The following is a 22,805-nucleotide window of genomic DNA, read 5'->3' as shown; positions in this document are numbered from 1 at the left end:
CAATGCCAAAATTGTCTATCGCGACAATTTGGATGATTAGTTTCGGATTCTTCGGTGTTCAAATGGCTTTCTCTTTACAATCTTCACAAATGGGGCGGATCTTCCAAACTTTGGGAGCTGACCCAACCAAATTAGGTTTCTTCTTTATTCTTCCTCCACTAGCAGGTTTAGTGGTTCAACCATTAGTTGGCTATTATTCAGATAAAACGTGGATGCCTAAAATTGGTCGTCGATTACCTTACCTTTTGATGGGATCGTTAGTCGCCGTCATCGTTATGTTCTTACTACCAAACTCTGGTAGCTTAGGATTTGGTTATGGGTCACTTGCCGCACTTTGGTTCGGTGCCATCACAATTCTCTTCATGGATTTATCGTCTAACGTTGCCATGCAACCATTCAAGATGATGGTCGGAGACATGGTGAATGATGAGCAAAAAGGATTTGCTTACTCAATCCAAAGTTTCTTATCAAATAGTGGTTCAGTGCTAGCTGCAATCTTCCCATACCTCCTAACTGGTTTGGGCGTTGCCAACATTGCGCCAAAGGGTGTCATTCCAAACTCAGTTATTTTCTCATTCTATACAGGTGCCGTTATCTTAGTTATCTGTAGTGCCTTCACTATTTTGAGAGTTAAAGAATATACACCTGCAGAATATAACGCCTATCACGGTATTACTGAAGCAGATGTTCAAGAAAAAGTTGGTTTATTTACACTTTTGAAACGTGCTCCTAAAGTATTCTGGACGTTAACCCTTGTTCAATTCTTCTGCTGGATGGCCTTCCAATACCTTTGGACTTATGGTGCAGGTGCCGTCGCTAAGAACGTTTGGCGTGCAACAGATCCTGCAAGTGCTGGCTATCAAGCCGGTGCCAACTGGTTCGGTGTTCTATCCGCAATTTACGCTTTAGCTGCCGTTGTCTGGTCATTAGTTCTTGCTAAGATGCCAAATGACAAGCACAAGCCAATGTACGCAACTAGTTTAGTATTAGGTGCCGTTGGGTTTGCCTCAATTTTCGTTGTTCATAATCAATGGGTTCTCATCCTTTCATTCTGCTTGATTGGTATTTCATGGGCCGCAATGATGATGTTCCCATTCACCATTTTGACCAACGCACTTTCAGGTGCCAACATGGGGTCATACCTTGGTTTATTCAACGGAAGTATCTGCTTACCACAAATCGTTGCTTCAGTATTGAGTTTCGCTTTGTTCCCATTGATGGGCTCATCAATGCCAGGGATGGTTCTCTTAGCCGGTATCTTGATGTTAGTCGGTGCCTTCTCAGTAAGCAGTATTAAAGAAGTATTCGCATAAAAATTAAAGGAGTCTGAATGATGAAACGAACATTTGACGTATCACCGTGGCACATTGTGACCACTAAACTTAATCCAGACGATAAACGTCTTCAAGAATCAATGACCAGTCTTGCAAATGGTAACCTCGGCATGCGTGGATTCTTTGAGGAAGGTTACAGTGGCGACACGCTTCCCGGAATCTACATTGGTGGCGTTTGGTTCCCAGATAAGACAAAGGTTGGCTGGTGGAAAAACGGCTATCCTAAGTACTTTGGCAAAGTGATTAACGCGATCAACTTTATCAAGGTTGGCATTAAAATTAACGGTGAAGTTGTTGATTTGGCTAAGGACAAGGTGAGTGACTTCAACCTTGATTTAGATATGCAACAAGCCGTTCTCGAACGGGCTTTCACTGTTGAAAAGGGTGGCGCAAAGGTTCAGATTTCATTTGAACGATTTGTCAGTGCTGCAACTAAGGAACTCGTTGTTCAAGGGATTATCTTGAAGAATATGGGTTCTAAAGAAGCTAAGGTTGAATTCAGTTCATCCGTTGATGCTGACGTACAAAATGAAGACGCCAATTACGATGAAAAGTTCTGGGACGTTTTGAAAGTTGCCAAGACTGATAATGAAGCCGAAGTAATTGCGGAAACAAAGCCAAACGACTTTGGAACACCACAATTTACGGTTGGTGCTTTATCAACAGTTGTCACGGACTGGAACAGTGAGTCTGCAGATCAAACTGATGTCTCAGCGACGAACCATTTTAGCGGAACGTTAGCTGCTGGTGAGCAAACAATTATCCAGAAGCGCACAGTGGTTGTGTCATCACGTGACTTCCCTAAGCAAGCTGATCTTGAAGCTCGTTTAACCGAATTAAATAAAGAAATTTCTGCAGCATCATACAGTGATTTATTCAACGCCCACAAAGCAGTTTGGGCAAATCGCTGGAACGTTTCTGATGTTAAAATTGCTGGCGACGATGAAGCGCAACAAGGAATTCGTTTTAACCTATTCCAGCTCTTCTCAACGTACTATGGCGAGGATTCTCGTTTGAACATCGGACCTAAAGGCTTTACCGGTGAAAAATACGGTGGTGCCACATACTGGGATACAGAAGCCTTTGCGGTTCCCGTTTACCTTGGTGTTACGGATCCAGATGTTACCAAGAACTTGTTGAAGTATCGTTACCAACAAATTGACGGTGCCTTCCATAATGCTAAGGAACAGGGCCTTAAGGGTGCTTTATACCCAATGGTTACGTTTGATGGGATTGAGTCTCATAACGAATGGGAAATTACATTTGAGGAAATTCACCGTAACGGCGACATTGCCTACGCAATTTACAACTACACAAACTACACTGGTGACAAGTCATACGTTCAGCATGAAGGCGCCAAGGTCTTAACGGAGATTTCACGTTTCTGGGCTGACCGGGTTCACTTCTCAGAACGGAATGGCAAGTACATGATTCATGGTGTTACTGGTCCTGATGAGTACGAAAATAACGTCGATAACAACTGGTATACCAACATTTTGGCACAATGGACGTTGAAATATACGCTTGAAATTTTGCCAGAGGTTGCCCCAGAAGTTGCTAAAGACTTAAACGTCACTGACGCTGAAAAGAAACAGTGGCAAGACATTGTGGACAGAATGTACCTTCCTGAAGACAAGAAGTTAGGAATTTTCGTTCAACATGATGGCTTCCTAGACAAGGATATCAAGCCAGTTAGCTCACTTCCTAAGGATCAACTACCACTTAACCAAAACTGGTCATGGGACAAAATTCTTCGTTCACCATACATCAAACAAGCCGATGTGCTTCAAGGAATCTGGGACTTTATTGATGACTTTACACCTGAACAGAAGAAAGCCAACTTTGATTTCTATGAGCCATTAACGGTTCATGAATCAAGTTTGTCAGCTTCAATCCATGCCATTTTGGCAGCTGATCTTCACTATGAAGAAAAGGCAACCGAATTGTACGAACGGACAGCTCGTCTCGATTTGGATAACTACAATAATGACACGGTCGATGGCTTGCACATCACAGCTATGACTGGTGGCTGGTTAGCCATTGTTCAAGGATTTGCTGGCATGCGAGTTCGCAACGGTGAGTTACACTATGCACCATTTCTACCTAAGAAATGGCAGTCATACCAGTTCCGTCAATTGTTCCGCGGTCGTTTGATTGAGGTAACGGTTGATCAGTCTGGTACGAAGCTAGACTTACTCGATGGCGACCCAATTACGGTTGACCTCGATGGTAAGAAGAAAGAGCTTAAATAGGACTAAAAAAAGGGCAAAGAGTGGGAAACTGCTCTTCGCCTTTTTTATTAAAAGAAAGTGGGTGAGACTGGTGGAATCGACTGTTAAAGACTTTGGCCATTTAGAAAATGGTGAGTTAGTCAAAGAATTTACGATTACAAATAAAAATGGTGTGAGCCTCCGCACAATCAGTTACGGAGCAACCTGGACTGGCTACTTTGTGACACCAGAGAAGAATATCATTTTAAATTTTGATAATGTGCACGAATATGAAACGAATCCCTTTCATTTAGGAAACACCATTGGTCGGGTGGCAGGACGGTTGAGCGGCCATACGTTTAACGTCGCTGGATTCAGGGTCAATTTGAAGCCCAACGAAAATAAAAATGTGCTGCACAGTGGCAACACTGGCGTTGACCGGCTCAATTGGCATGGCGAGATTATTCTCGACGACCAATTTGCAAAAATTCGATATACCATGCAACAGAAAGCAATTTTTCCTGGGACGTTGGAAATGGCCGTCACCTATTCTTTAGATGAGGATAACCACGTTTCCGTACAATATGAGGGACGCAGCAACGTGGAAACCCTATTTAATCCGATGACGCATGTTTACTTTAATTTGGATGGACCGGATGCGCCGATCAAGGATGAATTCTTGAAGATAGTTGCGGATAGGCATATCGTGGTAAATGAAGAAAAGATTCCAACGGGTGAAATACAGGTCGTTGAAAATACCCCGTTTGATTTTACAAACCTTGTTAAGCTGGGCGATCAATGTGAAAAACTTGGCAGCAACGAACAGTTTGATGATGCCTTTAAGAAACCAAATACATCGCTAGGCGTAACACCAAGCTTGTTACTAGTTGATAGCGCAAAGCAGCATCAATTAGAAATGGGCAGTGATCGCAATGGCGTCATTATTTTTAACGTCAATCCCGATTGCATTGGCAAAGATGCGGATTGGCTTGCTGCTCACCCAGATAACGGACTGGCTGTGGAATTACAAACGGTCCCAGATGCGATTCACCACGACGGATTTGGCGACATTGTTTTACCCGCTAATCAAACTAAAACGTACACATCAACTTATTACTATTCGGAGGGATAACCATGAAGTTTGAAGATATTAAGGGATTTGCATTTGATTTGGACGGCGTCATTGCCGATAGTGCCCGATTGCACGCTAAGGCATGGCACCAAACGGCGGATGAAGTTCATTCAGAATGGACACCAGAATTGGCAGAAGCCTTGAAGGGTGTCAGCCGTATGGATTCACTGGAAATGATTTTGAAGGCGGGTGGCCATGAAAATGACTACACCGAGGATGAAAAGGTGGCTTTGGCTACCGAAAAGAACACCAAGTATTTGAAGCTGGTTGAATCATTAACGCCAGATGACGTGCTACCAGGGATGAAAGCCTTCTTAGACAAATTAAAAGCTAGCGGCTATAAAATGTCCGTTGCTTCAGCCTCAAAGAACGCCCCTGCAATTTTGAAGCAGTTGAAAATTACCGACTACTTTGAAGGCGTGGTTGATCCAGCCAAGTTGCATGCCGGAAAACCGGATCCAGAAATCTTCAGTTTGGCGGCCGGTGTGATGGACTTAGCACCGGAAGTTGTTGCCGGTCTAGAAGATTCAGGTGCTGGCATTAAGTCAATTAATGCGGCGGGTGAACTTTCAATCGGGATTGGTAATCAATTGACGGAAGCGGATGTGCGCTTTGCGGATACGAGTGACGTGTCACTTGCAGCCATTAAGGATAAATTGGCATAGTTTTTGATAGTGAATCCCTTGAGTTATGCTAAACTATTAATATTAAAGTAATCGTCAGGGGATGTCAGAAATGGAAGATGTCAACATGTGGCTGGCAGTAGCTGCTAAATATGCAGCTGTACAAATCGACCGGAAACTTCAACCTTATCATTTGGGAGCGAGTCTTTACTACTTTATCCTAAAAATTCACGATCATCCTGGCATTTCGCAGTATGAACTGAATGATATCATTTACATTGATCAAAGCGGGATTGCGAGGGGAATTCAACAATTAGTCCATTTAAACTATATTGACAAGGTTCGTAATCCGGATGACAAAAGGACGGCCAATCTGTTTTTAACGGATTCTGGTAAGCAAGTATATAAGATTGTTGCGAAAGAAATTGACGAACAAAATTCGGCCTTAATTGCTCAAATTCCTGAAGGTCGAAAGGCACAATTCTCCAAGGATTTAAAAAAAGTTGGGGAACAAATTTAGGCTCTCTGTCAAATCCTGTTGATAGATAGTTTTACAGAACTAGAAGCTAAGCGGCTTCTAGTTCTGTTTTTGTATTTGGTTTTGTTCTCATTTGTTGAAGTTTGATCCGCGAGATTAAATGATGGAAATTTCTAAATCCAAACGCAGTCCGCTGAATCTGCTTAATCATCCGATTAATACCTTCAATTGGGCCGTTAGAATACTTAGATTCACTGGCATTCAAGACAATTTCCAGATTACTTTTAAACGTTTTTAGTGTTTCCTTCATTTGAAAACTTAGGTTTTCATTTTTGTAGAGATAGTGGACAATGCCATCTTTGTCATGATTTTTAAGACAGGACATGATACCTTGCAGCGCATCGTATGTGCTCGAAATAGTGTCATCAGTGTCAAGCCCCATTTGTACTCGCCCTTGTTGAGTTAACTGCTGTCGTAAATGACGATCATAGAAAGTTTGGCTGACTTCTAGTTCATCAATGTGCTTCAAATATAGTTTCCATGAGAACTTAAGCAGTCGATATTCGATAGATTTCTTGTCATATTTTTTCATTGTCTGAACTCTAGTCTGGTTGAATGCCCGCGTCATCATGGCGATAATGTGGAATCGATCAACGACAATTTCTGCGTTTGGAAACATTTCCTTAACGATATCTTTATAGTAACTATTGAGATCCAGAGTTACGGTTTGAACCCGTTTTCGGGTATTGATATGGAATTTATTAAAGTACTCAATAATGCTTTTTTTATAGCGATCCGGCAAGATTTGTTGAATTTCATGGTTGCTGGCACCGTTAATACAGATAAAGTGTAATTGACCACCAACACCGCGAACTTCATCCATCGCTAAATGCTCTGGTAAGTAATCATAATTCCGGCGGAATAAATCATCGTAATTATCTAAATAGCGACAAATTGTACTTGGTGATACACAATTATCTAAGGCGATGCTGGCCTGAGTCCGGTCGTCCTGCAAATGCATGAATATTTTCTGTCGTGTGGCTTGCGAAATGTTGCAATATTTATCAACTAGACTAGTGGATGCCATTATTGAAGCACCACAGTCTTTACAAACTAATCGTTCCTTATGCAGCTCAAGGTACACTGGCTCACTGGCATTGGCTGACGGGTACGAAGTACGCGCAATGTAGTGACCATTATGGTTCAGATGATTGAAACCACATTGGGGACATCTCACACAGTTAACTTTAACGTTGGCGATGTAAATCTTAGATTGTTTGTTTTTAATAGATTGGCTTTTATAAGCAAAAAAGTTAACGTTCTCGTCAGTTATGCTTAGGACGAACTTTATGGTATTATCAATAGGGTTCATGGGTTCTTATCTCCTTTAATGATGCTGTAGTGGGTGGATTTTATTGGATGGGGACCTGTGGGCTTTTAATTTACAAAAAAATCCTGTTAATAGATTACCACTCTGGCAATCCATCAACAGGAAAAAGTATAGAACCCAAATTTATAAATTAATGACGACTGAGCCGGGTAATTAGTGATGATTACTCGGTTTTATTTTGCTATAAATATGTATGCGCATACATATTGTTTTACTTTGATAAAGTTGGATGTAGAATGAAAGTGGTTTTAAAAGTTCATTAGTTCACAAAAGGAGCTGGATTTAAATGATACTTGTTACTTCAGCAAATGGCCATTCAGGTCAATTTATTATCAAACAGTTAGTGAAAAGCGGGTATGACGTGCGTGCTACTGATATTTCTCCGGAAACTGAAAAATTGAAGGAAACGTTAGGTGTCAAGGAAGTAGTCGTTGGTGATATAACAGATATTCGAACAATTCGAAAAGTGGTAAAAGGCGTCGGTCAAATCGTGCATATTCCACCTCTGTTTATTGCAGAAGAGGCATTAGTAGGAAAATACTTGATTGACGAAGCAATTAAGGCCAATGTTAAACAGTTTGTTTTCGTTTCCGTCACTCATCCAATCATGAGCAGCTTACTCAACCATACAGCAAAACGCCTAGTTGAAGAGCATTTGATGTATCAGGAATTGAAAGCGCATTTCAACTATACAATTTTGCAACCGATGCACTATATGCATAATTTCGATCCCAATGCGGTCAAAGAGAGTGGAAAATATGAAATATTCTATAATACGGAAACTAAGTTATCCTACGTTGATCCAGATGATGTTGGTGAAGTAGTCAGCAAGGTATTGGCAGATCCACAGAAGCACAATCGTGCCAGTTATGAATTAGTCGGACCGGACTTCCTATCACCAAAAGGTCTAGTTAAAGAATTTAATGAGTTGACTGGTGAGCATGCCGTGGCCGAACAAGTACCAGATCTAGATGACTTTATGAATCAGGTTGGATTCTTGAATGTATACGGACGTGAATCGGTTAAACATTTAGCAAAAACCTATTCAGATTACGGTCTGGCAGGTAATCCAAATGTTTTGACCTGGTTATTAGGAAGAAAGCCGACAACATTTAAAGAATACGTTGCTAAACAACTTAAAACACGGGGGAATTAATAATGGAAATAGCTGCAGCAGTCGCACATGACTTTAACCAACCATTAAAAGTAGAAGAGGCAGAACTTGATCAACCAAAGAACGATGAGGTTATGGTCAAACTGGTTGCAACCGGGATGTGTCACGCCGACATTATTGCAACACAATTTCAAATGACACCCTTGCCAGCTGTGTTAGGCCATGAGGGTGCAGGTATTATTGAACAGGTTGGTACTGGCGTCACCAATTTAAAGGTGGGGGACCACGTCATTTTAACTGTTGCTTCTTGTGGGGAATGTGACCAGTGCTTGGCCGGACATCCAGCAGAATGTCGCCGAGTAAATGAACTTAATTTTGGCGGCTATTATCAGGATGGTACGAAGCGACTACACCAAGGGGATCAAGAGTTAGGTAATTACTTTGGTCAATCATCATTTGCGACACACGCAATTGTCAACAAGCGTTCAGCAATTAAAGTTGATCCTGACTTGGACTTGAAATGGTATGGGCCACTTGGTTGTGGACTTAATACAGGTGCGAGTGCCATTTTAAATGTTTTTCAACCAGATATAGGCGATTCGGTTGCGGTATTTGGAACTGGAGCAGTTGGTCTAGCCGCTATCATGGCCGCTAAGATGCGTAATGTTCAACAGATTATTGCCGTTGACATTCACGATAATCGCCTTGAATTAGCCAAATCACTGGGTGCCACGACGGTCGTAAATAGCCGATATTTAAAATCAGCGGACGAAATTGCTGAAGCGGTCAAACAAGTAACGAATGGCTATGGGGTCAAGTACACTCTGGATACAACTGCAGTCAGCATGGTTTCATTGGCTGCCGTTAAGTCATTAGATATTATGGGAACGGCTGGCCTCGTGGGTGCCACTCAAGAGCTCAAGATGAACTTCACGGCAGATATGCTGGCAGATAATCGTCGCCTAATGGCAATCACCCAAGGCGACTCAATTCCACAACTATTTTTGCCACAGTTAATCGAAGCTCATAAAAAGGGTCAATTTCCATTTGAAAAATTGGTTAAATTCTATTCATTAGCAGATATTAATCAGGCAATGGCAGAATCGCTGGATGGATCAGTGATTAAGCCGATTATTATGATTGATGAAAATGCTTAAAACTAGGCTAGCGTGAACTCGTTGATGGTACACTACCGTTAGCGAGTTTTTTATTTGAGGTGAAAATATAACAATCAAACAAATACAAGTTAACGAAGTTGGGGATGCTGAGTGGCGGTTGTTACTTGAAGCAGATCCTGATCGGGCGGTTGTGCTGACATATCTGGCAGAAGCTGATATTTTTGTGGATCAACGCGAGCAGCAAACAGTTGGCATAATTGTTGTGAAGTCGCTCAATTCGACGGATAGCGAAGTCATGAATTTATCAGTGAGCCCAGCCTGGCAACATCAGGGAATCGGTCGTGGTTTGCTTAGTTTTGCTGTGCAAAACTGTAAGGTAGTAGGTGTTAAACATTTGGTGATTAGGACGGGATATCAGTCGCCACAGCAACGCATTTATGAGAAATTCGGTTTTCAAGTGGTGTCAGTAGCAAAGAATTACTTCATCAGATACTATGCCGAGCCCATTTTTGAAGCAGGTCAGCAATTAAAGGATCAAGTGACATTGAATTTAGTCATTGGAAAATAATAAGCTGTTTGCACAAAACTGATAGTAAATTTTTTAATTAGCTAAATTGTCAAAACGTAATTAATCAACTGTAATAAGTAAGGAAAAGTAAGGAATCTAGTAGAGGCGGTAACCAATGATGTACGAATCGAATAAGCAGTTTTTGAGTAAGGTAACAGCTAAGGGACAAATTACCATTCCTAAGGCAGTAAGGGACGATTTGGGGATAGATACGGACTCGAAATTACGATTTATCCAAAATAGTGCTGATTCCTATCTGATGAAAGTGGAAGAAACAGATTCTTTTTGGAATCGCGTTAACGAGAATGTTGCCCAGTATGGACCAATTGATGATAGTCCGGAAATTGACTGGGGACCAGATGTTGGTGCGGAGGTTATAGATTATTATGATTGAACAAGGTCAAATCTATATGATTGATTTAGAACCAAGTAAGGGCACTGAGACCAAAAAATTACGTCCTTACTTGATTGTTAGCAATAACTCGTATCAAAAAGTATTTAATACAGTCATCATTGCGCCAATAAGTTCCTATAGAAAATACTTGGAGCCTCGATTTTCAAACTTACCTTTTTTTGTGAAGGTGCCACTGAATTCGAAGGTGACTGGCACCATTTTATTACAGCACTTAATGAGATTATCCAATCTGAACGTAACTCAATGCTATGATTATTGAGAGCCTCTATGAAACCTTTTTAAATAATCTATTAAGATATAAGAACAATAGAAGCAGATACTATTATAGCGTTTTGATTTATAGTGAAATTACATACATTCCACTTGAATTTACAGTGTCTGGTATGAAGTTAACCAATTTTGTGGATAAAATTATGACTGAGTTTGGTAATCAATCGACATAATTAGTTTAATTGAACAGTAAATTCTGAGGAACAGCCAACCAGACAATTTTTGGGTGGCTGTTCCTTTCTTAGTCCAGATGAAATTTTATTTATTTTCACTTACACTGGTAATTGATATATGGAAATTTGTTCTATTTGGAGGTGGAATAATTGCTAGAATTAGCAACGCAGCTTAAAGGTGCGCGAGAAAAGGCGGGTTATTCTCAGAATGACCTGGCGTTAATTTTGAATGTTACGCGTCAGGCAATTTCAAAATGGGAAACGGGAAAGACATATCCTGACATCGATAATTTAGTCTTTTTAAGTGATTTTTATCAGTTAACTCTGGATGAATTGGTTAAGGGAAGTTTTAAAAGAAATAAATAAAATAATTTATATTATAAATCAGAAGCGGCCTCTATTTGGGATTCATCCCAAATAGAGGCCGCTTAAAATAACGAGTTAACTGATTTTAGTTGTTAGTATGGTAAAATTAAATTTTCGAATCCGTTAGTGATGTTTGTTTTTGTATAATTTGTCTACTAACTCTAAAATCAAGAAGAAAATGAACGTGCCCAGCAATCCAGTGAAATAGGTTTTTAGATAGAATTCAAGAAAGTAGTTTCCTTTATTAATAAAATCAAGAATACCCTTAAGGCCAAATAGAATGGGAAAACAAATTATACCAATTAAAAGTGTGTTATATATAGCGTTTTTGATGGATTTCATAGAATAATTACTCCAATTGAAAATTTAGAAGCACACATCAGAGATAACTCGAGAGGCAACACCTGCCCAATAATTATTTAAGCCAACTTTTTTTAGAGCTTTTTTTAAAGCAGTTTCAATTTTGCCGCCGAAATTACCGGCGTAGTTTGCTACTTTATTAATTGCAGTCCAATTAAGTCCAACAGCTTGTAATCCAGTAGTTTTAGCGATTTTGGTGTATGCTTTCTTGCCCATTTTTTTAAGTCCGGCTTTCATCAATTTAGCTGCAGCTTTTGCAGTTAATCCTGCCTTACCACTTTTTTCTGTATTTGAAATAATGGTCTGTCCATAACTTGGATCCAAAAAATCAGCGGAATCTTTAACTTCATTTACAAGACAACTCAAAATTACATTAACAGATTGCCTCTGCTGTTCTGTTAATTATTTATCGGTATTAGCAATAAAAATTGGATTATTAGGATTAAGTGTCACTACTTTATTAGGTAATTCACCGGTATCATTGTTGACACTTTTGGACAGATCAATAACTTGATCAGCTTTTACTGTGTAAGCTGATTGAATAAATAGTGCTGATAATAAAATGCTTGTTAATAAAGTGGATACAACTTTAATTAAATTTTTAATGATAATTACTCCTTGTGGTTAATTTTATTATCAATGCGCATTGAGTTATTTTGTTAACATAAAAAGCTTAAAGCCGTGGGACTAATAATACAAGTAACCAGTAGTTTACGGATAGCTAAATGTGTGACCATTATAAATTTTTGGCAGAAAATGATTCAAAGAAGTGTAAGTCCTGAAGTGAAAGGAGCCATCCTACTGCAACGACTTAGGATACCAAAGGAAAAGACTGGGGTCAGAAAATCTTTTAGTGTCAAATAAAATAGGGAAGTTTGTTGACAAAGTAAAAAGAGGCGACTATATTATCATTTAGTTAGTTTAATTAATCAAAAGCTAACTAAAACACAAACGAAAATTTGGAGGCAGTTCAATGTCAGATAAAACAAACAGTCTAATGGACTTATTTAGTCAATTAATGACGCAGCCATTCTTTATGGGCGCCTTAAAACGAAACGAAAACATGCATCGTTATAGCGATCTCGATAAAGGACGGGGTCGCGAACGCTTATTGAAATTACTGAGTAAGCAGGATGGGTTAACGAACGCTGAAATTGTTGAGCTACTGGATATTCGACCTAGTTCAGTCAGTACCATGGTCAAACGATTGGAAGACGGCGGCATTGTTGAGCGGCAACCACTTGAAAGTGATGGTCGCATGTCCGCTATCCATTTGACCGAGAAGGGTCGCAAGCTCCTGGATTCAACTAATCAAAGCCATAATGAAATTTCGGAAATATTCTTTGAGTCTTTATCCGAAGACGAGCAACAGCAGCTTCATGATTTGTTAAGTAAGCTGTTAAGTGGAATGCCCGATGTCAAAAAAGAAATGATGAAGTTCATGCCGCACCATGGTCAGTTTCATAGAGGACGACCATTTGATTTTCATGACGGAATGAATGGAAGAAACCCGTTTGATCGGGATTAATTAGAAGAAGGCGCAGTCATGCAAAGAGGACCACGAGGCACAAGCATGCCTTATAAAAAGACAAAATTTAGTTTAAAAAGTTTCTTTGGTTTGCTGAATCAAACAAAACCGGCGTATTGGTTACTAGGCTTGGGATTGTTTTTCGGCCTCATTTCAACGGGTGCCCAATTAGCAATCCCCAAAATGGCCAGCAGTCTGATTAATAGTTTGAAACATGCATCTAATTATCATGAATTAGAGTTGGTTATTGGCCTTTTCATTGGAAGTGCGATTATCAGCGCCCTTTCAGGATCCGTTCTTGGATTCTTCGGTCAGGATGTAGTCGCAAAACTTCGGAATCGGTTATGGGGAAAATTGCTTCATTTACAAATTCCTTACTTTGATAACACCAAGTCGGGAGAGATGACATCGCGTTTAGTCAACGACACAACGCAAATCAAGGATTTTCTTGCTAGCGCGGTTCCTTCAATGGTGACCTCCATCCTGACAATCATTGGTGCTTTATTTTTAATGATTCAAATGGATTGGCGGATGACTGCCATCATGGTTCCGGCAATTCCGCTGGTACTCCTAGTGATGATGCCACTCATCCGTTTGTCAGCCAAGGTTGCGCGTGCTCGCCAAGATGCGCTTGCTACGTTTACCGGTGATACGGGCGAAACATTGAGCGAGATTCGGCTGGTGAAATTATCAAACGCCGAACCCTACGAAGAAAAACGAGGGGCAGATTCAGTAGAGAAACTCTACCGGATTGGGTTGAAAGAAGCCGTTTACGCTTCTATAGCGAATCCCCTTATAATGGGGGTGATGATGGCGCTAGTGATTGGCGTATTGATCTATGGTGCTAGTCGAGTTTCGGCAGGAACGATGACGATGGGGACCATGTTTGCGTTCCTGATGTACCTCTTCCAGATAATGGGACCCGCAGGAAATTTGGGCAACTTCTTCTCGTCAATGTCACAGGCTAGCGGTTCCACAGAACGGGTGAGAGACTTGCTAAATGAACCAGAGGAAGATTTAAGTGCTGATGGCTCATTAGATATCGACAATGAAACCCTCAAAGTCAGTCACGTGAACTTTGCCTATGATCAAGATGAACCAATTATTCAGGATCTCTCATTTGAAGCAAAACCGAATACAGTTGTTGCGTTTGCTGGGCCTTCAGGTGGCGGTAAATCGACAATCTTTAGTCTATTGGAACGCTACTATGAGCCGGATTCAGGCAAAATTACAATTGGTGATCAAAATGTGACGGATTTGAATTTGGCAAATTGGCGCGAGCAGATTGCCTTTGTATCTCAAGACTCAGCCATTATGGCGGGCACCATTCGCTATAATTTGACGTATGGATTGGCCGATGACGACATTGACGACTATACCGATGATGACCTTTGTCACGTCTTAACGTTAGCTTATGCAGATAAGTTTGTTCATGAAATGCCGGATGGATTAGACACGACCGTCGGAGAGCGGGGCGTCAAACTTTCAGGCGGACAGCGACAACGAATTGCAATTGCGCGAGCCTTTTTGAGAGATTCAAAGATTTTAATGCTCGATGAGGCAACGGCATCATTGGATTCAGAATCAGAGGCCATGGTTCAAAAAGCCATTGATGAATTGATGAAGGGCCGGACCACTTTGGTCATCGCCCACAGACTGAGCACGATTGTTAATGCGGATACCATCAACTTCATTGAAAAAGGCCATGTGAGTGGTAGTGGGACGCATCAAGAACTTCAAGAGAAATCTCCATTGTATCGAGAGTACGTGAAGACGCAGTTTAATCAATAATTTATTAGAAGAGAAAACAGCTTGACGTGAGCAACATGAATTCTAAAACAAATACAAAAGGGCTCCAATCTAGTTAGACAACTAATCTAACTGAATTGGAACCCTCTTTTTATCATAGTTATTTAATATCGTTTACCAATGCTTCCAAAAATTCATTCGCAGTTCCAACATAGCCGAAGTCAGAAACGGCAAAAATTGGCGCTTTGTCATCTGTATTGACAGAAACGACTTTACCCGCATTTTCGATTCCAACGGTGTATTGCACAGCACCGGAAACGCCTAGATTGATGAGCAAATCAGGTGCGATCGTGTTTCCACTTTGGCCAATTTGGCTTTCGTGACTGAACTTAGGGTTATCAGTCAGGGGACGGGAAACACCGACCATGCCACCCAATTTTGCTGCAGCTTTTTCAGCTAGCGCGATAGTTTTGTCGTTGTCTGCGCCTCGACCCAGGGCGACCACAATCTTGGCATCCGCAATGTTAGCGGAGCTACTGATAATTGGCTTTTCGCTGACGACTTCAATGTTAGCTTCTGGATGAAAGGTGAAAGTCGCGGTGGTTATTTTAACGTTAGCACCAGTGACCTTTTCCGCATTAAACGTATTCGGTCGAACCGTTGCCATTTGAGGGCGGTGGTCAGGGCACAGAATCTCACACATGATGTCGTCACCATACGTTGGTTTCACCTGAATGAGGTCCTCACCATCGTAATAAACGTCAAGACAGTCGGCCGTCAAACCGGTTCGAAGCTTAGCCTGCAAACGGGGAGCAACTGAACGACCTTGCACCGTTGCGGGGAAGAGTAAGCCGTTTGGTGTATTGGCACTGACAACCTGAAAAAGCGCGTCGGCAAGCTCACCATCAGTTGGCTGAGTGAAATGGTCGTCTTTGAGAACGATAATCTCGTCTGGACCGTATTCCTTGACGGTTTCCTCGGCATTCGTGGTTAAATCTTCTGCAAGGAGGGCAACGACTGGTCGACCTTCCGCAATTTGGCGAGCCTTTGTAATCAGCTGGAGACTAGTTGGCTCAACCTTTTGTCCGTTTAATTGAACGTAAACCCATAATGCATTATTCATGATTGACCTCCTAATTGTTCAGCTCTGAAAGTAGTTGAGTGACGGCTTTTGATGCATCGGTTGGCAATTGTTCCATTTGTTTCGTGGCCTTATCTGGCGCATAAACCTTTCGAACAACAGTTGGCGAACCTGCTTGACCAATTTGCGAGTCGTCTAAATCAAGGTCCTTTTCACTCCAAATGGTGACGGACTTTTCAAAACTCGTTTGAATGTTCAACGGATTTTCATAGCGGGGTTGGTTGAGTTCCGCCCGAACGGAAACAACTGCTGGTAAGGTTACTTTGACTTCTTGAACGGCGTTGTCGAGTAGTCGTTTCACCACTAACACGTTGTGATCGTGCAACTCGATGTTTTCGGCAAAGGTAATTTGTGGAATGGCGAGGTCTTCAGCCACGATTGGGCCAACTTGACCAGTGTCGGCATCAACGGATTGACGGCCAAATAGAATAAGATCAACGTTGCCAATTTTTTTAATTCCTGCAGCGAGGGTGTAGGCGGTTGCGAGCGTATCAGCACCACCAAATGCCCGTGAGCTGAGCAGAACAGCTGAATCTGCGCCCATTGCCAAACCATCGCGCAATGAACTGATGTAGCTATCCGGTCCCATGCTGAGCAAAATGACCTCACCGCCAGCCTGTTCCTTCAATTGAATTGCAGCTTCAATGGCATTGCGGTCATAGGGATTAATGTCGCCCTCCACGTTTGACCGGACGAGGTTATGAGTTTCAGGATCAATTTTAACGGCCCCAACTGGCACCTGTTTAATACAAACGACAATTTTCATTTTGGTAGCTCCTTATTTAGTGACTTCGCTAAGTGAGATTTCGGTATTCATCTTTTCAACGGTACCCTCCGCAATTTCCATTGCGCGGGCATCCCGAATGAGATGTTCAACCGGATACTCGCGACTGTAGCCGTAACCGGCAAGAACCTGCAGTGCCTTGTCACCAGCTGAAACGGCTGCACGACTCCCATAGGATTTCGCCATTGCGGCAACTTCGGAGTAGGGTTGGCTAGCATCCTTCGCTTTCGCGCCTGCCTCGTATAGCAACTGGGTATTTTGTTTGGCAATCGCAATGTCAGCTAATTTTTCCTGAATAATTTGAAGTTCATAAAGGGGAGTATCGAGGGCTTTTCGCTGCTTTGTGTAATCAATGGCAATCTTTAACTCGTGTTCTAAAATGCCGGCTAAAACAGCGCCCATCAAAATTCGTGCATCATCGTGCGCATTATTACCAATGTCGTGTCCCTGACCAATTTTCCCAAGCATGTGGTAGTCGGGCACCACGATGTGATCCATCACGATTTCACCCACAGGAACACCCTTTAAGCCGAGAAAATATTCTCGCTTGCCAAATTGGAACCCAGGCATGTCTTGATCGACCACGAATACGACAAATTCGTCATCCTCAGTTTTTGCGAGAACACAGTAAACTTGTGCGAGGCCGCCATTTGTAATCATGATCTTATCGCCAGTAATCACCCAGTTGTCACCCTGTTTAACGGCGCGGGTAGAAATTCCGGCAGGATTGGAGCCCCCTGAGGCCTCGGTTTGCGAAAAGGCGAAAATTCGGTTGGTTGCGGATGGTAAGTATTTTTGGTTCAGCTTCTCGTTTCCGTATTTGAGGAATTGTTCAATCGTTTTAAAGTGGCCCTCCAAAGTGACGGCCATACTTGCATTACCAAACGCCATATGGTGCAACGCCTCGGCAGCAGATTCATAGTCAAACGCGGCGCCGCCAAACTCACGGGGAAGGATCATTCCCAACAAGCCATTATCGATTACCTTTTGGAATAATCCGTCGGGGTAATTTCCTAATTTATCAATCGCCATATCTAGCGGTGCCAACTCGTTAGTCGTAAAATCAACAATCATTCGTTGGAGCATGTTTCTTGCAGCCAGTTTATCAGCAGTCATAATGACACTCCTTAAATAATATTTTCACAATTCTCTTTATTCCAATAATATATATCCAAATATTCCAATAGTCAATAATTTCACTTGTGAAATCACAAAAGCGATTGGGTTTGGGCAAGAGTCTGCTATAATGAAGTCAAATCTTTGAATTAGAGGGCCTAGACATGGATATTGAAAAGTTTATTCAAACCCGGAAAAAGTTAGGTTATACACAAGCAACGCTCGCCGAAGGGATTTGTACACAGGCGACGATTAGCAAATTCGAAAAAAATGGGAAAATGATTTCGACGAAGATATTGGTTCAGTTGTGTAAACGACTGGGATTATCATTGAATGATATTTTTCCAAATGAGGACATGAACGATACTGGTTATTCTCAAATTCTTGAGCGAGCAGAATTCGACCTCATCACAAGCGACTATCAAGATGCCTTTAAACAATTAGAGCTGGTCGACTTTGATCGGCTAAATAATCCAGAAAGCAAGATGCAGTATCTGTATGTTCGCGGATTTAGTTTGGCGTTGAGTAACCAAAAACAAGATGATGCGATTTTTAGTTTTGAACAAATTTTGAATGGCTTAGACGAGGATCACGAGACAATTTATGCGCAGCTTGCTTACGTTGGACTAGGAATTTCATATGCTAACGCCGGTGACCAGAAGCGCGCAGAATTCTTCTTTTCCAAAATGCCAGAACGATTGAGTCACGTTAACCAGACCGACACGAGTACCGTGTGGAAGGTATTAAGTATGCTGTTCTATACAGGAGAATTTTACTCAAACGTCGCCGACTACGAAACTAGCAACACGCTGTTGGAGAATGTGATCACGCGAAGCTCCGAGCGTCACGTTACTTTTTACACTGCCAGAGCGCAGTATCAGCTTGCCCAAAACTGGGTGGCGATGAAAACGGATAAGGCACAGGTGCTTGCAATGCTACGAGATTCGGACGCATTTGCCCGGTTTAACCATAACGAAAAACTGCTTAAGCGTGTCCGCCGATTGATCCAAGAGATTGAAGAGTAAGAATAGAAAACTTTATTTCTTCCTATTTGAGTTATAAAAAAGTCATACCTTTTCGCTATTCTTATAGAATAGATAAGCTGAAGGGGTGACTTGAATGAATAATAATAGCTATAAACAATTTTTAATTAAATTTGGGATGCAAAATAGCATATTTGAGGCGCAGAACTTTTTTGACCTATTAGAAGTACCAGTTAGTTACCAGCAGAATTTTACTAAGCTGCGGGATAATGTGTTGAAGCCATTGACGATGCTCAGCGAATATCGGATAAAATTTCAACTTCAATATGAAGGACATCAATTAGTGCAAGTTATTTTGAATCAGCCTGACCAATGTGCCTTTCTGACTTATTCTCAAGTTCCAGACTTACATTTGAATGAGGTGGAGCAAGAGGCTTTAGCAAGATTCTCAACCTGCTACCACGTTGAAGAAATAATGGATCCGCAAATTACACGAAGACGGGCGACACTTAACGCATTAAATCGTTTATCAAATCGAGAATTTAAAAATTATCAGCTCGCTGTTGAAAAGCAAAACGAAGCGCCGGTTGTGAACCCAGTTGTCAAAACGCTGGTATGGCCAGGGCTGGAGAACCGGGATTACGCGTAGCTAATTTAAGATAGACTTTCAGAGATGGGGGTCTTTTTTTATATTTCAAATTTCTCATTAATATGAAGAATCTCTCATGAACATTGACTTACCGAATGATGTATTGGAAAATGTGGTAGTTGTGTTTCAGAGGATTTAATAAATGGAGTGTTAACGAAATTATGATAAATCAGAACCGGCACATGTCTGCCAAACCACGTGGGCGAATGCTTGATCGCATTTGGGTCCCACTTATCGCGTATACCGTCCTGTTCGTTGCGATTGTTGCAATGACGTATGGCCTTATTTATCTCAATAGTCGATCATTTATTTGGGAATTGGATGGGATTGCCCAACATTTTCCAATATTAACGGAATTACATAAATTATTAACGAGCCATGAGTCGCTTAGTGGCTGGTCGTGGGATCTGGGGCTCGGTGGCGATAAGTTATCAACCTTCTCCTATTACGTGCTGGGGGATCCGGTGAACTACTTAGTTGCGCTATTTCCAGCTAGGTTAATTGAACGGGCCTATCAATTATTTATTATTATTCGATTGTATGCCATTGGATTGGCCTTTATTCCCTTTGCAAAAAGCTTGGGATTCAAGCATCGAAACATTGTGATTGGAAGTCTCCTTTACACATTTAACAGCTTTACCTTTTATGTCAGTATTCATCACCCATTTTTCTTGATGCCATTGATCTTCCTACCGTTGTTATTCTGGGGAATTGACCGGATTTATCAGGGAAAATCACCAATTGTCATGATGATTGCAACGGCGTTTACGCTCCTTAGTAACGTCTATTTTGCCTACTTATTGGGATTGGTTAGTTTCCTATACGCCATTATTCGGTATATTGACATGAAGGTGCGCCGAACGCTTAATCGCAGCCTGCTACAAATATTGGGGCATTTTGCTTTAACCATTGTGGTCGGTATATTAAGTGCTGGCATTCTGTTGATTCCAACCGTTATTGCCATGTTGTCTTCAACTCGAGTTGGAGGGACCAACTTTGCAAATGGGTTCAAATTGTATACCCATGACTATTACTTAACCTTACCAAGTTCAATCCTTTCAACAAACGGGGTGAACTATTGGTTGATATTTGGGATAACGGGTCTCAGTTTCTTGGGAATGATCTATGTCTTCAAACATTTCAGAGAAAATGGCGCACTAGCCACTGGTCTCATCTTGGTTTTCCTTGGAACCCTGTTTCCATGGGTTGCCGCAACGTTTAACGTTATGTCGTCGCCTTCTAATCGATGGGTGATGGTTATTCAGTTACCAATGGCCCTAGCGGCAATGGTTCTGCTTGAACATTTCAACAAATTAAGTACATCTGATTGTTGGTGGATGACAATTGGGTGCTTACTCCTACTTGTTGTTTCATGGGCCTTGATTGGGGGGCTTTTCAGGGATGCACACGAAGTAATGGCCTACGTTTTACTAGCCGCTACACTTGTGATTGTCATCACCCCTAACCTCTTTCTCAACCATCAAAGCTGGCGATGGCCAGCATTGGGGGTCGCGGCCTTTGTTTCATTGATTAGTACTGGAATGGGCCTATATAACACAGATGCTTCCAGCTACACTGAACAGCAATTATTTGCGGGTAGTGCAACGCAGTGGGCTAAGAACTACTATGATCAAGTGGACCAAAAGCTGAAACAGTCAGCAAGCAATTTTTACCGGACGTCCACAACCAAGGGCTACTATAACTACAAAACGGTTAACAACGATATTCCAATGCTTTTAGGAGTCCATAATATTGGGGCTTACTATTCGGTTCAAGATAAAAAGGTTTTAGACTTTTCGGAATCGGTTGGAAATTCGCAATCCGCAATGAATGATCCGATTAGAAGTGCCGATCACAGAACCACATTGGAAAATGTGCTTGGCGTGAGATATCTATTCATGCGTATTGACCAAGTTGGCAAGCAGTCGATGCCATATGGCTTTAAATACGTTCGTAAAGCAAATGGCCATATTCGCGGTTTTCGGGATAAGAAGGCGCGTGGCGTAGGTAATAATACGGGAACGGTCCTTTTGAAGAACAACAATGCCTTACCATTAGCGTATGTGCAAACAAAGCAAGTGACTAACGCCCAATACCAAAAGATGTCCCCTTGGCAACGAGAACAGAGTATGACGTACGGTGCCGTTACGGAAGGTAAGGCAACGGGCGTCAAAACGGCAAAGGTGAAAAATCGCAGCAAAACAATTAGTTATGCAGTCGAAAATCTAAGCCATCCCCTCATGAATAAACGACAAGTCGTCCTTTATCGTGAGCGTAATAACTTTGAAAAATCGATTTCTGTTTTGCCCGAAAGCCAAAGTAAATCACAAATCCAGACCTTTACACCTAAGGTTGACAAAGATCAAAAATACGGTTCAGGTGTCTATCCAGCAACCCCAACGTTGCAACAAGCATTGAATAAAAACCGCAGCATTTATGAAGATAACGCAACGGAAAACGAATCCGGACTTCACTCAATTACGAGTGATGCATCTGGAAACGTGATGGTATACAAGCTGAACTTTAAAAATCCAAGTAAGGTGAAGAATACGGAACTGTATTTAGACCTGTCTGGAATTTCAATTAAAGCACCAACCACGCGTGACGTGTTAACCCAAAAATGGTATGTGTCCGTCTTCAGGAATGAAACTCGCTCGAAGTTCAAAGAATTCCAGCAAATGCGCTCGGCCATCTTAAATCCGAACGTGAAGGGCTACTCTTTGACGGCAGAAACGGCGGATAATTCCAATAATAGTGTTCAACTTGGGGTTAATAACATGTCCGACTACGAAAAGAAGTCGCATACGTTGATTAACCTAGGTTACTCCACAAAGAATCGAAAGGGCGTTGTCCTGAGATTAACGGGTGTGACGGGGTTGAACATCAAAAAGGCAAAGCTGATTGCGGTTCCATTTGGTAAATCATATACCAATCGCCTTCAGAAGTTGAAGAAGACGAAGCTGAACAATTTGACGATTCACTCGAATAAAGTGACCGGTACGACTCATAATTCAACCAATGGGATTCTCACGACCTCTATTCCTTACAGTAAGGGATGGAAGTTGACGGTGGATGGTCAAGCCAAAGCGACAAAGGTTGTTAACAAGGGCTTTGTTGGGGCGGCTGTTTCAGCGGGTCACCATAAGATTGTGTTGACGTACCATACTCCCGGTTTAACGCTTGGAAAAGTGGCAACCATCATTGGGCTCTTGGGCTTAGTGGCAAGTGGTATTCTATTTTCGGGAAGATTCGTAGAAATGAAACGAAAAGAAAATAGGCATTAAATTAAAAACAGGCCAACGTG

Annotated in this window: 21 protein-coding genes; 16 read left to right on the top strand and 5 right to left on the bottom strand. The window is 41.7% G+C overall.

Annotated elements, in window-relative coordinates; all coding sequences use genetic code 11:
* Positions 1–2: 2 nt before the first annotated feature.
* The 5 genes from FGL90_RS03500 (at position 3) to FGL90_RS03480 (ending at position 5,819) form a co-directional block, all read left to right on the top strand.
* Positions 3–1,313 (top strand): SLC45 family MFS transporter, encoded by a 1,311-nt coding sequence (locus FGL90_RS03500; RefSeq protein ID WP_198930090.1) that lies wholly within the window; start codon positions 3–5, stop codon positions 1,311–1,313.
* A 20-nt stretch (positions 1,314–1,333) separates the two neighbouring features.
* The gene (locus FGL90_RS03495) at positions 1,334–3,586 is read left to right on the top strand and encodes a glycoside hydrolase family 65 protein (protein WP_147656898.1); all 2,253 of its coding nucleotides are present in this window, start codon (positions 1,334–1,336) and stop codon (positions 3,584–3,586) included.
* A gap of 70 nt (positions 3,587–3,656) precedes the next feature.
* Positions 3,657–4,676, top strand: coding sequence for an aldose epimerase family protein (locus tag FGL90_RS03490; protein WP_010619273.1), 1,020 nt, complete (start codon positions 3,657–3,659; stop codon positions 4,674–4,676).
* A 2-nt stretch (positions 4,677–4,678) separates the two neighbouring features.
* Positions 4,679–5,341, top strand: coding sequence for a beta-phosphoglucomutase (pgmB, locus tag FGL90_RS03485; protein WP_147656896.1), 663 nt, complete (start codon positions 4,679–4,681; stop codon positions 5,339–5,341).
* Positions 5,342–5,411: 70 nt separating this feature from the next.
* A complete protein-coding gene (locus tag FGL90_RS03480; protein WP_187240435.1) occupies positions 5,412–5,819 on the top strand; it encodes a MarR family winged helix-turn-helix transcriptional regulator in 408 nt (135 codons plus the stop codon).
* A gap of 46 nt (positions 5,820–5,865) precedes the next feature.
* On the opposite strand, the gene FGL90_RS03475 is transcribed toward FGL90_RS03480, so the two are convergent.
* Entirely contained in the window at positions 5,866–7,149 is a 1,284-nt protein-coding gene (locus FGL90_RS03475) for an ISL3 family transposase (RefSeq protein WP_125547835.1), read from the bottom strand.
* A 304-nt stretch (positions 7,150–7,453) separates the two neighbouring features.
* Between FGL90_RS03475 and FGL90_RS03470 the strand changes: the two genes are divergently transcribed.
* From FGL90_RS03470 to FGL90_RS03445, 6 genes are all read left to right on the top strand, one after another.
* A complete protein-coding gene (locus FGL90_RS03470; protein ID WP_147656892.1) occupies positions 7,454–8,323 on the top strand; it encodes an SDR family oxidoreductase in 870 nt (289 codons plus the stop codon).
* A gap of 2 nt (positions 8,324–8,325) precedes the next feature.
* A complete protein-coding gene (locus tag FGL90_RS03465) occupies positions 8,326–9,438 on the top strand; it encodes an NAD(P)-dependent alcohol dehydrogenase (RefSeq protein ID WP_147656890.1) in 1,113 nt (370 codons plus the stop codon).
* Between the two features lie 118 nt (positions 9,439–9,556).
* On the top strand, positions 9,557–9,967 hold the full coding sequence (locus FGL90_RS03460) for a GNAT family N-acetyltransferase (protein WP_010619278.1): 411 nt from the start codon (positions 9,557–9,559) through the stop codon (positions 9,965–9,967).
* A gap of 115 nt (positions 9,968–10,082) precedes the next feature.
* Positions 10,083–10,361, top strand: a complete 279-nt coding sequence (locus FGL90_RS03455; RefSeq protein ID WP_050899308.1) for an AbrB/MazE/SpoVT family DNA-binding domain-containing protein — start codon at positions 10,083–10,085, stop codon at positions 10,359–10,361.
* Positions 10,354–10,641, top strand: a complete 288-nt coding sequence (locus FGL90_RS03450; protein ID WP_010619280.1) for a type II toxin-antitoxin system PemK/MazF family toxin — start codon at positions 10,354–10,356, stop codon at positions 10,639–10,641. The genes FGL90_RS03455 and FGL90_RS03450 overlap by 8 nt, the downstream gene beginning before the upstream one ends.
* Before the next feature lie 334 nt (positions 10,642–10,975).
* Entirely contained in the window at positions 10,976–11,191 is a 216-nt protein-coding gene (locus FGL90_RS03445) for a helix-turn-helix domain-containing protein (RefSeq protein ID WP_147656888.1), read from the top strand.
* Positions 11,192–11,557: 366 nt separating this feature from the next.
* On the opposite strand, the gene FGL90_RS03440 is transcribed toward FGL90_RS03445, so the two are convergent.
* Complete coding sequence (locus FGL90_RS03440) at positions 11,558–11,875, bottom strand: hypothetical protein (RefSeq protein ID WP_133278272.1); 318 nt, start codon at positions 11,873–11,875, stop codon at positions 11,558–11,560.
* Positions 11,876–12,524: 649 nt separating this feature from the next.
* Here FGL90_RS03440 and FGL90_RS03435 point away from each other — a divergent pair.
* On the top strand, positions 12,525–13,079 hold the full coding sequence (locus FGL90_RS03435) for a MarR family winged helix-turn-helix transcriptional regulator (RefSeq protein WP_010619283.1): 555 nt from the start codon (positions 12,525–12,527) through the stop codon (positions 13,077–13,079).
* A gap of 18 nt (positions 13,080–13,097) precedes the next feature.
* Positions 13,098–14,870: an ABC transporter ATP-binding protein gene (locus FGL90_RS03430; protein ID WP_187240434.1), complete on the top strand. Its 1,773-nt coding sequence runs from the start codon at positions 13,098–13,100 to the stop codon at positions 14,868–14,870.
* 118 nt (positions 14,871–14,988) lie between these two features.
* Here the strand turns inward: FGL90_RS03430 and FGL90_RS03425 are convergent, their stop codons facing one another.
* The 3 genes from FGL90_RS03425 to FGL90_RS03415 are packed head-to-tail and all read right to left on the bottom strand — an operon-like array spanning position 14,989 to position 17,869.
* On the bottom strand, positions 14,989–15,951 hold the full coding sequence (locus tag FGL90_RS03425; protein WP_147656886.1) for an electron transfer flavoprotein subunit alpha/FixB family protein: 963 nt from the start codon (positions 15,949–15,951) through the stop codon (positions 14,989–14,991).
* Positions 15,952–15,961: 10 nt separating this feature from the next.
* Entirely contained in the window at positions 15,962–16,735 is a 774-nt protein-coding gene (locus tag FGL90_RS03420; protein WP_147656884.1) for an electron transfer flavoprotein subunit beta/FixA family protein, read from the bottom strand.
* A gap of 12 nt (positions 16,736–16,747) precedes the next feature.
* Positions 16,748–17,869 (bottom strand): acyl-CoA dehydrogenase family protein, encoded by a 1,122-nt coding sequence (locus FGL90_RS03415; RefSeq protein WP_147656882.1) that lies wholly within the window; start codon positions 17,867–17,869, stop codon positions 16,748–16,750.
* A 164-nt stretch (positions 17,870–18,033) separates the two neighbouring features.
* Here FGL90_RS03415 and FGL90_RS03410 point away from each other — a divergent pair, with 164 nt between their 5' ends.
* The 3 genes from FGL90_RS03410 (at position 18,034) to FGL90_RS03400 (ending at position 22,785) form a co-directional block, all read left to right on the top strand.
* Positions 18,034–18,894, top strand: a complete 861-nt coding sequence (locus FGL90_RS03410) for a helix-turn-helix transcriptional regulator (protein WP_010619287.1) — start codon at positions 18,034–18,036, stop codon at positions 18,892–18,894.
* Positions 18,895–18,988: 94 nt separating this feature from the next.
* On the top strand, positions 18,989–19,501 hold the full coding sequence (locus tag FGL90_RS03405) for a hypothetical protein (RefSeq protein WP_010619288.1): 513 nt from the start codon (positions 18,989–18,991) through the stop codon (positions 19,499–19,501).
* Between the two features lie 161 nt (positions 19,502–19,662).
* On the top strand, positions 19,663–22,785 hold the full coding sequence (locus FGL90_RS03400; protein ID WP_147656880.1) for a YfhO family protein: 3,123 nt from the start codon (positions 19,663–19,665) through the stop codon (positions 22,783–22,785).
* Positions 22,786–22,805 lie beyond the last annotated feature (20 nt).

The organism is Secundilactobacillus malefermentans, assembly GCF_008033155.1.
Classification (GTDB): Bacteria; Bacillota; Bacilli; order Lactobacillales; family Lactobacillaceae; genus Secundilactobacillus; species Secundilactobacillus malefermentans.
The sequence above is the reverse complement of the archived record's forward strand: the minus strand, read 5'-3'. Positions and strand labels throughout refer to the sequence as shown.

Excerpts from the sequence above, each read along its gene's own strand:
- FGL90_RS03500 (WP_198930090.1), top strand. The coding sequence starts at position 3 with ATGCCAAAATTGTCTATCGCGACAATTTGGATGATTAGTTTCGGATTC.
- FGL90_RS03495 (WP_147656898.1), top strand. The coding sequence starts at position 1,334 with ATGAAACGAACATTTGACGTATCACCGTGGCACATTGTGACCACTAAA.
- pgmB (WP_147656896.1), top strand. The coding sequence starts at position 4,679 with ATGAAGTTTGAAGATATTAAGGGATTTGCATTTGATTTGGACGGCGTC.
- FGL90_RS03480 (WP_187240435.1), top strand. The coding sequence starts at position 5,412 with ATGGAAGATGTCAACATGTGGCTGGCAGTAGCTGCTAAATATGCAGCT.
- FGL90_RS03475 (WP_125547835.1), bottom strand. The coding sequence starts at position 7,149 with ATGAACCCTATTGATAATACCATAAAGTTCGTCCTAAGCATAACTGAC.
- FGL90_RS03470 (WP_147656892.1), top strand. The coding sequence starts at position 7,454 with ATGATACTTGTTACTTCAGCAAATGGCCATTCAGGTCAATTTATTATC.
- FGL90_RS03465 (WP_147656890.1), top strand. The coding sequence starts at position 8,326 with ATGGAAATAGCTGCAGCAGTCGCACATGACTTTAACCAACCATTAAAA.
- FGL90_RS03455 (WP_050899308.1), top strand. The coding sequence starts at position 10,083 with ATGATGTACGAATCGAATAAGCAGTTTTTGAGTAAGGTAACAGCTAAG.
- FGL90_RS03450 (WP_010619280.1), top strand. The coding sequence starts at position 10,354 with ATGATTGAACAAGGTCAAATCTATATGATTGATTTAGAACCAAGTAAG.
- FGL90_RS03435 (WP_010619283.1), top strand. The coding sequence starts at position 12,525 with ATGTCAGATAAAACAAACAGTCTAATGGACTTATTTAGTCAATTAATG.
- FGL90_RS03430 (WP_187240434.1), top strand. The coding sequence starts at position 13,098 with ATGCAAAGAGGACCACGAGGCACAAGCATGCCTTATAAAAAGACAAAA.
- FGL90_RS03425 (WP_147656886.1), bottom strand. The coding sequence starts at position 15,951 with ATGAATAATGCATTATGGGTTTACGTTCAATTAAACGGACAAAAGGTT.
- FGL90_RS03420 (WP_147656884.1), bottom strand. The coding sequence starts at position 16,735 with ATGAAAATTGTCGTTTGTATTAAACAGGTGCCAGTTGGGGCCGTTAAA.
- FGL90_RS03415 (WP_147656882.1), bottom strand. The coding sequence starts at position 17,869 with ATGACTGCTGATAAACTGGCTGCAAGAAACATGCTCCAACGAATGATT.
- FGL90_RS03410 (WP_010619287.1), top strand. The coding sequence starts at position 18,034 with ATGGATATTGAAAAGTTTATTCAAACCCGGAAAAAGTTAGGTTATACA.
- FGL90_RS03405 (WP_010619288.1), top strand. The coding sequence starts at position 18,989 with ATGAATAATAATAGCTATAAACAATTTTTAATTAAATTTGGGATGCAA.
- FGL90_RS03400 (WP_147656880.1), top strand. The coding sequence starts at position 19,663 with ATGATAAATCAGAACCGGCACATGTCTGCCAAACCACGTGGGCGAATG.